The 11,518-nt window shown below is 60.0% G+C and carries 13 protein-coding genes; 5 read left to right on the top strand and 8 right to left on the bottom strand.

Going from position 1 to position 11,518, the window contains the following annotated elements; translation table 11 throughout:
- Nucleotides 1-247: 247 nt before the first annotated feature.
- Nucleotides 248-868 carry a C40 family peptidase gene (locus KUF73_RS19125; protein WP_218439611.1) on the bottom strand — a complete coding sequence of 207 codons (621 nt, stop codon included), beginning with the start codon at nt 866-868 and terminating at the stop codon, nt 248-250.
- A gap of 250 nt (nt 869-1,118) precedes the next feature.
- Between KUF73_RS19125 and KUF73_RS19120 the strand changes: the two genes are divergently transcribed.
- Entirely contained in the window at nt 1,119-1,529 is a 411-nt protein-coding gene (locus KUF73_RS19120; RefSeq protein WP_218439610.1) for a TM2 domain-containing protein, read from the top strand.
- Nucleotides 1,530-1,620: 91 nt separating this feature from the next.
- On the opposite strand, the gene KUF73_RS19115 is transcribed toward KUF73_RS19120, so the two are convergent.
- The 7 genes from KUF73_RS19115 to gshB all read right to left on the bottom strand — a co-directional run bounded on the left by KUF73_RS19115 (nt 1,621) and on the right by gshB (nt 7,583).
- Nucleotides 1,621-2,892 (bottom strand): dihydroorotase, encoded by a 1,272-nt coding sequence (locus KUF73_RS19115; protein WP_218439609.1) that lies wholly within the window; start codon nt 2,890-2,892, stop codon nt 1,621-1,623.
- Nucleotides 2,889-3,908: an aspartate carbamoyltransferase catalytic subunit gene (locus KUF73_RS19110; protein ID WP_218439608.1), complete on the bottom strand. Its 1,020-nt coding sequence runs from the start codon at nt 3,906-3,908 to the stop codon at nt 2,889-2,891. Before KUF73_RS19110 ends, KUF73_RS19115 begins: the two co-directional genes overlap by 4 nt.
- 26 nt (nt 3,909-3,934) lie before the next feature.
- Nucleotides 3,935-4,438 carry a bifunctional pyr operon transcriptional regulator/uracil phosphoribosyltransferase PyrR gene (gene pyrR, locus KUF73_RS19105; RefSeq protein ID WP_218439607.1) on the bottom strand — a complete coding sequence of 168 codons (504 nt, stop codon included), beginning with the start codon at nt 4,436-4,438 and terminating at the stop codon, nt 3,935-3,937.
- Between the two features lie 83 nt (nt 4,439-4,521).
- Nucleotides 4,522-4,959: a Holliday junction resolvase RuvX gene (ruvX, locus tag KUF73_RS19100; protein WP_218439606.1), complete on the bottom strand. Its 438-nt coding sequence runs from the start codon at nt 4,957-4,959 to the stop codon at nt 4,522-4,524.
- On the bottom strand, nt 4,959-5,531 hold the full coding sequence (locus KUF73_RS19095) for a YqgE/AlgH family protein (RefSeq protein ID WP_218439605.1): 573 nt from the start codon (nt 5,529-5,531) through the stop codon (nt 4,959-4,961). Before KUF73_RS19095 ends, ruvX begins: the two co-directional genes overlap by 1 nt.
- Before the next feature lie 134 nt (nt 5,532-5,665).
- On the bottom strand, nt 5,666-6,565 hold the full coding sequence (locus KUF73_RS19090) for an energy transducer TonB (protein WP_218439604.1): 900 nt from the start codon (nt 6,563-6,565) through the stop codon (nt 5,666-5,668).
- Between the two features lie 64 nt (nt 6,566-6,629).
- Entirely contained in the window at nt 6,630-7,583 is a 954-nt protein-coding gene (gene gshB / locus KUF73_RS19085) for a glutathione synthase (protein ID WP_218439603.1), read from the bottom strand.
- A 336-nt stretch (nt 7,584-7,919) separates the two neighbouring features.
- Between gshB and pilG the strand changes: the two genes are divergently transcribed.
- The 4 genes from pilG (at nt 7,920) to KUF73_RS19065 (ending at nt 11,491) form a co-directional block, all read left to right on the top strand.
- On the top strand, nt 7,920-8,324 hold the full coding sequence (gene pilG / locus KUF73_RS19080; RefSeq protein WP_046053663.1) for a twitching motility response regulator PilG: 405 nt from the start codon (nt 7,920-7,922) through the stop codon (nt 8,322-8,324).
- Nucleotides 8,325-8,381: 57 nt separating this feature from the next.
- Complete coding sequence (gene pilH / locus KUF73_RS19075; protein ID WP_008068134.1) at nt 8,382-8,747, top strand: twitching motility response regulator PilH; 366 nt, start codon at nt 8,382-8,384, stop codon at nt 8,745-8,747.
- A 10-nt stretch (nt 8,748-8,757) separates the two neighbouring features.
- Nucleotides 8,758-9,297, top strand: coding sequence for a chemotaxis protein CheW (locus tag KUF73_RS19070; RefSeq protein ID WP_218439602.1), 540 nt, complete (start codon nt 8,758-8,760; stop codon nt 9,295-9,297).
- Between the two features lie 133 nt (nt 9,298-9,430).
- The gene (locus tag KUF73_RS19065; protein WP_218439601.1) at nt 9,431-11,491 is read left to right on the top strand and encodes a methyl-accepting chemotaxis protein; all 2,061 of its coding nucleotides are present in this window, start codon (nt 9,431-9,433) and stop codon (nt 11,489-11,491) included.
- Nucleotides 11,492-11,518: the final 27 nt, after the last annotated feature.

Below are 11,518 nucleotides of genomic sequence, written 5' to 3'. Positions count from 1 at the left end.
TCACTGCACTCTGTCCAACCTTGCAAATGCGGGCTCTCGCCAAGGACGGGCCCAAGATACCGTTCGAACTATACGAGTGAGTGTGGAGGGTAGGAGCACGATCTACATTGCAGGCAAAAAGCCTAAGGAGCTGCGCGGCTTCCAGGTCCCTCCCTCGATGATCAGTCGAGAACTATCGCTCCTGACGGAGCGATAGTCGAGATACAAGGAGCTGCCGAAGGCTGCGATCTTTTGATCTTGCTTCAAATCAGCGCTGAACAACCCGCAACGCATTCTGTTCTTTCGGCAGAACCCGCTTGGCAACCACGTAATGGCTTTCCCAGTACGGCTTCTTCAACGTGTCGATGGTTACCGACTTGCCACGGCGCGGTGCGTGGATAAAGCGGTCGTTGCCCAGGTAGATGGCAACATGATTGACCCGACGGCTCTTGATGTTGAAGAAAATCAGGTCGCCCGGTTTCAGGTCGTTGCGATCGACTTTCTCGCCGTGACCGCTGGCCATGGCATTGGACGTACGTGGCAGGTCAAATGTGGCGTCGTTGAACGCGTATTTCACCAGGCCGCTGCAATCGAAGCCTTTGCTCGGGCTGCTGCCACCCCAACGGTACGGTGTACCGAGGACGTTGACGGCGCGGCTCAGCACATTGCTGCTTTCCTTGGTCGCCATCGGCGGCACCAGGCCGCTTTTGTTGCTGGCCAACTGTGGGGCGTGTTTGGCCGATTTTTTGTTTTTGCTCGAAGGAGCAGAAACATGGGATTTTGGGGTGTAACCATTAACGTTCGGAAGACGTTGCTCACGATTGGTGGCGTGGGCGGCCAGTGGCAATAATAGGCAAATGGTTAGCCATGTCTTGAAAAATGGACGCATTAGGCAGGGCTCGTATGTGTTAGCGCGAAACTTTATAACAGCTTTTTTGTCGATTCAGACCCCGTTGGTCGATTCAACCTGGGGGGCAACGGAACCAAATAAGCGGTAAAAAGACGCAATTGTCCGACAGAAGTCAGGTGCCACAAGGCTTTGACCGAAGACAACGTAGCATTTGCCATACGTCGGGTGCTCGTAAAAAAGTCACAAAGAATTCAAGAATATTTATCTATCGTGTGAATCGAGGTCATCCATGAACAGCTATCAACCGCATCAAGATACCCACAGCAAAGTGATCGGTTACCTGCTGTGGATTTTCGGTTTTACCGGTGCTCATCGCTTTTATTACGGCAAGCCGGTGACCGGGACGATTTGGTTCTTCACCTTGGGTTTGCTGGGTATTGGCTGGCTGATCGACGTGTTTCTGATCCCGGCCATGGATCGTGAGGCGGACCTGCGGTTTACCGCTGGGCCTATCGAATACAACGTTGCGTGGATTCTGCTGACGTTTCTCGGGGTGTTCGGCGTACACCGGATGTATCAGGGGAAATGGATCAGCGGATTGCTGTACCTGGTGACCGGTGGGTTGTTCTTTGTCGGAGTGCTGTATGACTTCTGGACGTTGAATGATCAGGTTTCGGTGCGTAACGCGCAGAATCGCTAAGCAAGATCAAAAGATCGCAGCCTGCGCCAGCTCCTACATGGGATTTGCGTTTTCCCTGTAGGAGCTGCCGCAGGCTGCGATCTTTTGTTTTTTATGCCTGGTGGCTAATCCGCCCATCCACCAAGGTATAACGCACCACGCCCGGCAAACTGTGCCCAATGAACGGGCAGTTTTCGCCCTTGGACAGCCAGGTTTCCCCGGCCACGGTCGAGGCCGCAGGGTCGAACAGCACGATATCCGCCGCGCCTCCCACTGCCAGTTTGCCCGCTGGTAGACGCAACGCTTCGGCCGGTCCGGTGCCCAGGCGTGCAAGCAACGTCGGCAAGTCCAGCAACCCGTCCTCCACCAGTGTCATCGCCAGCGGTAGCAACAGTTCAACACTGCTGATACCCGGCTCGGTGGCACCGAACGGCGCCAGTTTGGCATCGCGTTCGTGAGGCTGGTGATGGCTGGAAATCGCCGAGATCACGCCGGACTTCACTGCCGCACGCAGGCCATCGCGGTCGGCGCGGGTGCGCAGCGGCGGCTGGACGTGGTACAGACTGCTGAAGTCGATCAGTGCTTCGTCGGTCAGGATCAGCTGATACAAGGCGACATCCGCCGTGACCTTCAAACCACGCGCCTGGGCCTGAGCGATCAGGGCTACGCCCCGAGCGCTGGTGAGCTGGCTGAAGTGCGCACGCACGCCGCTCTGCTCGACCAGCAACAGGTCCCGGGCCAGGGCCACGGTTTCCGCGGTTTCCGGAATGCCCGGCAAGCCGAGGAAGCTGGCGGTCGGGCCTTCGTGAGCCAGACCCCCTTCGGCCAAGTCATGATCCTGGGAGTTGAAAATGACCGTCAGGTCGAACGTCGCCGCGTATTCCAGCGCCCGACACAGCGTGCGGGTGTTGCGGAAGCTCTCCAGACCGTTGCCGAAGGCCACGCAGCCGGCATCGCGCAACGCCACCAGTTCGGCCAGCTGCTCGCCGTCCAGGCCTTTGCTCAGGGCTCCGATCGGGAAGACTTTGGTATTGCCGGCCTCGCGGGCGCGGTCGAGGATCAGTTCGGCCACGGCCGAGGTGTCCAGCACCGGTTTGGTTTTCGGCGGGCAGCACAGGCTGGTGACGCCACCGGCGGCGGCGGCACGGGTTTCGCTGACGATCGAGCCTTTGCGGCTGTAGCCCGGCTCGCGCAGGGCCACGTTCAGGTCAACCAGGCCAGGGGCAGCCACCAGTCCGTTGGCCTTGATGGTGTCGACGGCAACAAAACCGGCCGGCGCGGCACCGAGGGCGACGATTTTGCAGGCTTCAATGTGGATATCGGTAACTTGATCCAGGCCGCTGCTTGGATCGATGACACGGGCGCCGAGAATGCTGAGCTTCACTGGGCGTTCTCCTGATCGAATTGGCCTTGCTCGAATTGACGTTGCGCAGTTTGCCCGCTCATGGCCATCGACAGCACGGCCATACGAATCGCGATGCCGTAGGTCACCTGATTGAGGATCACCGAGTGCGGGCCGTCGGCCACCGCCGACTCAATCTCCACACCACGGTTGATCGGCCCCGGGTGCATGACGATGCAGTCGGGTTTGGCCCCAGCCAGGCGCGCGGTGGTCAGGCCGAACAGGCGGTAGAACTCGCCTTCGCTCGGCAGCAAGCCGCCGGTCATACGCTCGCGCTGCAGGCGCAGCATGATCACAACATCGACGTCTTTCAGGCCTTCGGTCATGTCGGTGTAGACCTTCACGCCGTATTGCTCGACGCCGATCGGCAGCAGGGTTTTTGGCGCGATCACGCGGATGTCCGGGCAGCCGAGGGTTTTCAGCGCCAGCATGTTCGAGCGCGCAACCCGCGAGTGCAGGATGTCGCCGACGATGGCCACCGAGAGATTTTCGAAGCTGCCCTTGTGCCGACGGATGGTGAGCATGTCGAGCATGCCTTGGGTCGGGTGAGCGTGACGGCCGTCGCCGCCGTTGATGATCGCCACTTGCGGGCAGACATGTTCGGCGATGAAGTGCGCGGCACCGGAATCACCGTGGCGCACGACGAACATGTCGGCGGCCATGGCTTCCAGGTTGCGCAGGGTGTCGAGCAGGGTTTCGCCCTTGCTCGCCGACGACGTCGACACGTTCAGGGTGATGACGTCCGCCGACAGCCGCTGGGCCGCCAGTTCGAAGGTGGTGCGGGTGCGGGTGGAGTTCTCGAAGAACACGTTGCACACGGTCTTGCCGCGCAGCAACGGGACTTTTTTGACCGCCCGGGCGCCGACTTCGAGGAAGGAATCGGCAGTGTCGAGGATTTCCGTCAGCAACTCACGGCGCAAACCGTCGAGCGAGAGGAAGTGGCGCAGCTGGCCCTGATCATTGAGCTGCAGCGGGCGCTTGGTTTCTAGAGGCGTCATCGCGAGGGGACTCTCAATAGGGCGAATTAAAGGGCGAGGTCTTGCAGTTCGAGCGCGAGTTCGGGGCCGGACAGCTTCACGCGCTCGTGGGCGGCCAGCGACAAGGTCGCGCCGACCACATTCGGGCGGATCGGCAGCTCACCGGCGTCCAGGTCCAGCAGGCACACCAGGGTTACGCTGGCTGGACGGCCATAGTCGAAGAGTTCGTTCATGGCGGCGCGGATGGTCCGGCCGCTCATCAGTACGTCGTCGATCAGCACCAGGTGCTGGCCTTCGATCTCGAACGGCAGCGCCGAAGGGCGCACTTGCGGGTGCAGGCCGTTCTGGCTGAAGTCGTCGCGGTAAAAGGAAACGTCGAGGGTGCCCAGGGGTTCAGCGCTGCCCAGTTCCTTGAGCAAGGCTTGAGCGACCCAGACGCCGCCGGTACGAATACCGATGTAACGCGGATCGCTAATGCCACGGTGTTCCAGGTGGGCCTTGAGACGAATCGCCATCTGGCTGATCAGTTCGGCGGGATTGGGCAGGCTCATGGTTGCTCCTTCTTGGGCCCGAGCCGGGTGGTTATCTTCAGTTGGCTCGGGTTGTAGCTAAGTAGAGACGCCTCAGCGGCTCTTCAGGATTCGAACAGGGCGCCATTTTCGTCGAGCCAGCCTTGCAGCAGCAGGGCGGCGGCGATGGCGTCGACCGGGTTGTCGCGGTAACTGCCTTTTTGGCCGCCCCGTGCCAGGCGTTCGCCCTTGGCTTCGTAGGTGGTCAGGCGTTCATCGTGGGTATAGAAGGGCAGGTTGAAGCGGCCGTTCAGGCGTCGGGCGAATTTTTCCGCGCGCAGGCACATGTCGCTCGGGGTGCCATCCATGTTCAACGGCAGGCCGACCACCACGGCGTCGGGTTTCCACTCTTTAATGAGGGCTTCGACCTGATCCCAGTCGGGAATGCCGTTCTGCGCCTTCAAGGTGCACAGCTCACGGGCCTGGCCGGTAATTACCTGGCCAACCGCAACGCCGATCTGTTTGGTGCCGTAGTCAAATCCCAGAATCAACCGCAGGGCCATCAGGCGTGCCCCGCCTGGCTGGTGAGCAGGCTGAGGTTGACGCCCAGATGTTTGGCCGCCGCTTCCAGACGCAGCTCGCTGCTGGTGTTGAACAGGATGTCGGCGTCGAACGGGCAAGTCAGCCAGGCGTTCTGCGCCAGTTCGGCTTCCAGTTGCCCGGCTTCCCACCCGGCGTAACCGAGGGCGATCACGCTTTTCGCCGGGCCGACGCCGTCGGCGATGGCAAAAAGAACGTCCTGGGAGGTCGACAGGGAAAGCTCGCCTTCCAGATCAACGGTCGCCTGGAATGTCTTGCCCGAAGGGTGCAGGACGAAGCCGCGATCGGTTTGCACCGGGCCGCCGATGAAGATCGGTACATGCTGGCAGAGCGCTGGCGGTTCGATATCCGGGCGCAGTTGCTCAAGGATTTCGGCCAGGTTCAGGTCTTGCGGACGGTTGACTATCAGCCCCATGGCACCATTGGCCGTGTGCTCGACAATGTAGGTCAAGGTGTGCGCAAAGTTCGGGTCGACCATGTGCGGCATGGCGATCAGGAAGTGATGCTTGAGGTAGCTGGGGCTGACGTTTTTCATGAGCGCTAGTGTGGCGTTCGAGGGGCGAACTGACAAGCTGGAGCACGTCAAAAGATCGCAGCCTTCGGCAGCTCCTACATTGTCCGCATCCCCCTGTAGGAGCTGCCGCAGGCTGCGATCTTTTGATCTTGCGACTAATTACTGGAGAGCTTGTCGCCGCGTGCAAACTTCCAGGTGCGGATGATTTCCAGTCGATCGATATCCGACAAATCCCCGGTAAACGGTGCGAACGGCGCTGCCAGTCGCACGATGCGCTGGGCGGCCTGATCCAGCAGTGGTTGCCCGGAGGATTCCAGCACCAGCACCTCATACAGCGAACCGTCGCGGTTGATCGACACCATCAGGCGCAAATTGCCGTAAATCTGCTGGCGCCGTGCTTCGTCGGGGTAGTTGAGGTTGCCAATACGCTCGACCTTCTTGCGCCATTCGTCCTTGTACCAGGCGCCTTTGTCACGCATGGTCGAGGCGGCGCTCAGTCGGTGGATGCGCGGGCGTTTGGCGTACAACTGTTGTTCGTTGGCCAGTTCCGCCTCGAGGCTGGCGATGTCGCTGGACAGCTGTGAACTGTCAAACGTCGGCGCGGCCACGGCCGGTTTGATTTCGGTCTTGGGCTCTTCGGTTTTTGCAGCCGCTTTTTTCGGCTTCGGCGCGATGGTGGTCACGGCGGCCTTGGGCGGGGCTTCCTGAACTTCAGGCTTGGCGGCTGGCGGTGGGGTGACTTTCTGCACCTTGTTGTCCTGGAACGGCGCGACCTCGGTGGTCTTGGGAATTGCCTTTTTATCCAGGGTGCCGCTGCCTTCCTGATTTTCCTGGGCGAGGAAGTCGGCTTTTGCAGGCTTCTTTTCGCTTTTGAAGGTGGCGAGGGTGATTTCCAGCGTTCTGCTGATCTGCTTGGGCTCGACGACTGCAAATCCAACACCCAGCAGCAAGGCCAAGTGAATCAGTGCCGCGAGAAACAGGGTAAAACCGAGGCGATCGGCCGGGCGCACGCCACGGTGGGCGAGTTCGGTGGGCAGATCGGACGGGAGGGTCATGGCAGAAAAACCAACATCGCGTTTTCACAGGCCGCGCATGATAACGCAATGTTGGTTTGGCTTTTCAACGTGCCTGGAGCTTCTGATTGATGGCATCCATCAGCATGCCGCCAATGTCAGTGCCGAAGGCATTATCGATTTCGCGGATGCAGGTCGGGCTGGTGACGTTGATTTCCGTCAGGTGCTCGCCGATCACGTCGAGGCCGACGAACAACAGGCCTTTTTCGCGCAGGGTCGGGCCGACTTGTGCAGCGATCCAGCGATCTTTCTCGGTCAACGGGCGCGCTTCACCCCGGCCGCCGGCGGCGAGGTTGCCACGGGTTTCGCCTGCGGCGGGAATGCGCGCCAGGCAGTAATCCACCGGCTCACCGTCGATCATCAGGATGCGTTTGTCGCCATCGACGATGGCCGGCAGGTAACCCTGGATCATGATTTGCTGCTGACCGTGCAGGGTCAGGGTTTCGAGGATCACCGACAGGTTCGGGTGGCCGGCGGTGTGACGGAAGATGGAGGAGCCGCCCATGCCGTCCAGCGGCTTGAGGATCACGTCACCGTGGTGATCGGCGAATTCGCGCAGTACATCCGGGCGACGGCTGACGATGGTCGGCGGCGTGCACTGCGGGAACAGCGTCGCGAACAGTTTTTCGTTGCAGTCACGCAGGCTCTGCGGCTTGTTGACTACCAGCACGCCGGCGGCTTCGGCCTGCTCCAGCAAATACGTGGAGTAGACGAACTCCATGTCGAATGGCGGATCCTTGCGCATCAGGATCACGTCCAGGTCGCTGAGCAGTGCGTCCTGCTCGGCTTCCAGTTCGAACCATTTTTCCGGGTTGGCGAAGACTTTCAGAGGACGCATCCGCGCCCGGGCCTGGCCCTCGGCCTGATACAGGTCGCGCTGTTCCATGTAGAACAGTTCCCAGCCGCGCTTCTGCGCGGCCAGCAGCATGGCCAGCGAGCTATCCTTTTTATAGGAAATGCCGGCAATAGGATCCATGACAATCCCGACGCGAACGCTCATTGGGTTTTCCTCGAAAATTGGGGGCCGGACGTTGATCTTCTGTAGGAGCGAGCCTGCTCGCGATGGAGTGTCAGTCGACATCAATGTAGCTGATACACCATCGCGAGCGGGCTCACTCCTACAAAAAGCAATCAGGCCAAAGGGGCGTATAAAAGTGGCGTCAGAGTGGCGCTGAGTGTGTTCCCGGTCAAGGAAAAACCACTGCCCCAGTCGGCCGATAGATTGGATTTGGAGACTGTGCTAAAAAGGCTGCCATGTCGTGCTGGCCCTTGAGCATCAAGGGTTTCGAGCCGTCAAACGGACAAATTGATTCGTAAAGGCGACGGTAGAGCAATTATGGAACAGCAACCCAGCGCCTTGAAGGTCATGGTGATCGACGATTCCAAGACGATTCGTCGCACCGCCGAAACGCTGCTCAAGAACGTGGGTTGTGAGGTCATCACGGCCATCGACGGTTTCGATGCCCTGGCCAAGATTGCCGACAATCACCCCGGCATCATCTTTGTCGACATCATGATGCCGCGTCTGGATGGCTATCAGACCTGCGCTTTAATAAAGAACAACAGTGCATTCAAGTCCACGCCAGTGATTATGCTGTCGTCCAAGGACGGGCTGTTCGACAAGGCCAAGGGGCGCATCGTCGGCTCCGATCAGTTTTTGACCAAGCCTTTCAGCAAGGAAGAACTGCTGAACGCGATCCAGGCCCATGTTCCGGGCTTCGCCGCCGTTTTGCCGCAGTAAGACACCTACAGTGACGCTCGGCCAGCGGGCCCGGCGTCGACAAGAATGGGGAAGACCATGGCACGTATTCTGATCGTCGATGATTCGCCGACTGAAATGTACAAACTGACCGGCATGCTGGAAAAGCACGGTCATGAAGTATTGAAAGCCGAAAACGGCGCCGACGGCGTGGCCCTGGCCCGCCAGGAGAAACCCGACGCGGTGCTGATGGACATCGTCATGCCTGGCCTGAACGGTTTCCAGGCGACGCGTCAGCTGACCAAAGACCCGGAAACCGGGCACATCCCAGTGATCATCATCACCACCAAGGATCAGGAAACCGACAAGGTCTGGGGCACGCGTCAAGGTGCCAAAGACTACCTGACCAAACCGGTCGATGAAGAAACCCTGATCAAAACCCTGAATAACGTGCTGGCCGGTTGATTCTCCAGCCATGAGCGAGTCGCTGACGGCTTTTGAACTGCTGCTGCAGATCGACCAGCGCTGTCGCCTGCTGGCGGCGGATTTGCCGTCGCAGCCGACCCGACAGGACAGCTGGAGCGGCATCGGCTTTCGCCTCGGCGAGCACTGGTACGTCGCGCCAATGGGTGAAGTCGGCGAAGTCTTGCACGAGCCGCGTTTAACCCAGGTGCCGGGGGTAAAGCCCTGGGTCAAGGGTGTGGCCAACCTGCGTGGACGCTTGCTGCCGATCATGGATCTGGGCGCTTTCTTCGGCCATGACCTGTCAGCGGTGCGCAAGCAGCGGCGGGTACTGGTGGTGGAGCATCAAGAGGTGTTCGCCGGGCTGATGGTCGATGAAGTCTTCGGCTTGCAGCACTTTGCCCGGGACAGTCTGGAACCGGCGCTGACAGACGAATCGCACGGGCCGATGTCGGCGTTCGTCGAAGGCAGCTTTCAGCAGGCGCAGCGTTGGCAGGTGTTCAGCCCGTTTGCGTTGGTGCGGTCGCAGGGGTTCATGAACATCGCTGTTTAACCCTTGCAGGAGCGAGGCTTGCCCGCGAAGAACGATAACGCGGTGTGCCTGCAAGTACGCGTTACCGTTCTTCGCGGGCAAGCCTCGCTCCTACAGGGGTATTGAGTGAATTGAGCAACACAGGCGAAGACCGATGATAAAAGCAAAAACAGGCAAGCCAATGGAAGGGTCGCGCAGTCGGTCGCAGATCATCGTGCTATTTATCGCACTGATTATTTTCATCATGTTGTTGTTCGCCAACTTCGCGTACCTCAACACCCAGGCCACTTACGACAAACAGTACATCGGCCACGCCGGTGAGCTGCGCGTGCTGTCCCAGCGCATTGCCAAAAACGCCACTGAAGCCGCCGCCGGCAAGGCGGCAGCGTTCAAATTGCTCAGCGATGCACGCAACGATTTTTCCCAGCGCTGGGGCTATCTGAAAAAGGGCGACCCGACTACCGGCCTGCCGCCCGCGCCAGCCACCGTGCGCCCGGAAATGCGCGCCGTGCAACTGGACTGGGAGCGCTTGTTGAAAAACACCGATGCCATCCTTTCCAGCGAGCAGACCGTATTGTCGCTGCATCAGGTCGCCGCGACCCTGGCTGAAACCGTGCCGCAGTTGCAGGTCGAATACGAAAAAGTAGTGGAAATCCTTTTGCAACGTGGCGCCCCGGCTGCCCAGGTAGCGGTGGCCCAGCGTCAATCGCTGCTGGCTGAACGGATTCTCGGCGCGGTGAACACCGTGTTGTCCGGCGACGAAAGCTCACAGCAGGCTGCCGATGCGTTCGGACGCGATGCGGCGCGTTTCGGTCAGGTGCTCAATGGCATGCTGCAAGGCAATGTGTCGCTGAGAATAAGCCAGGTCGAAGACCACGATGCGCGCGCACGGTTGACCGAGATTTCCGAGCTGTTCGAGTTCGTCTCCGGCTCCGTCGACGAAATCCTCGAAACTTCGCCTGAACTGTTCAAAGTGCGCGAGTCAGCCACCAATATTTTCAGCTTGTCGCAAACCTTGCTCGATGAGGCGTCGCACCTGGCCAGCGGTTTCGAAAACCTTGCCGGTGGGCGCAGCACCGACACCATCGGGGGTTATGTGCTGGGACTGGCGGCGTTGATGTCGATCATCCTCATCGGGCTGGTGATGGTGCGTGAGACCAACCGCCAACTGCGGGAAACCGCCGAAAAAAACGAGCGCAACCAGAACGCGATCATGCGTCTGCTCGACGAGATCGAGGACCTGGCCGACGGCGATCTGACGGTCACTGCCTCGGTGACCGAAGACTTCACGGGCACCATTGCCGACTCGATCAACTATTCCGTCGACCAACTGCGCGATCTGGTGGCGACCATCAACCTCACTGCCGGCCAGGTTGCCGCCGCCGTGCAGGAAACCCAGGCCACCGCCATGCACCTGGCGCAGGCCTCGGAGCATCAGGCGCAGCAGATTTCCGAAGCCTCCACGGCGATCAATGACATGGCCCAGTCCATCGATCAGGTATCGGCCAACGCTGCTGAATCCTCGGCGGTGGCCGAGCGTTCGGTGGAAATCGCCAACAAGGGCAATGAGGTGGTGCACAACACCATCCACGGCATGGACAACATTCGCGAGCAGATTCAGGACACCGCCAAGCGTATCAAGCGTCTCGGTGAGTCTTCCCAGGAAATCGGCGACATTGTCAGCCTGATTGATGACATTGCCGATCAAACCAACATTCTTGCCCTGAACGCGGCGATCCAGGCGTCCATGGCCGGTGACGCCGGGCGCGGTTTTGCGGTGGTTGCCGATGAAGTGCAGCGTCTGGCCGAGCGTTCATCAAAGGCCACCCGGCAGATCGAAACCCTGGTGCGGGCAATTCAGACCGACACCAATGAAGCAGTGATTTCAATGGAGCAGACCACCACCGAAGTGGTGCGCGGCGCGCGCCTGGCGCAGGATGCCGGAGTGGCCCTGGAAGAAATCGAAGGGGTTTCCAAGACCCTGGCAGCGCTGATTCAGAGTATTTCCAATGCGGCGCAACAACAGACGTCGTCTGCCGGGCAGATTTCCCTGACGATGAACGTGATCCAGCAGATCACCTCGCAGACCTCGTCAGGCTCGACCGCCACGGCCGAGAGTATCGGCAACCTGGCAAAAATGGCCAGCCAGCTGCGGCGTTCGGTGTCCGGTTTCACCTTGCCGGCCGCCAAGGCGCAGGCGACGGACAAAGTTTGAACCGCCCGTGGGCCTGGGCGCCTTGAC

The organism is Pseudomonas sp. PD9R (assembly GCF_019200975.1).
Taxonomy (GTDB): Bacteria; Pseudomonadota; Gammaproteobacteria; order Pseudomonadales; family Pseudomonadaceae; genus Aquipseudomonas.
This window is presented reverse-complemented; position numbering and strand designations above follow the sequence as displayed.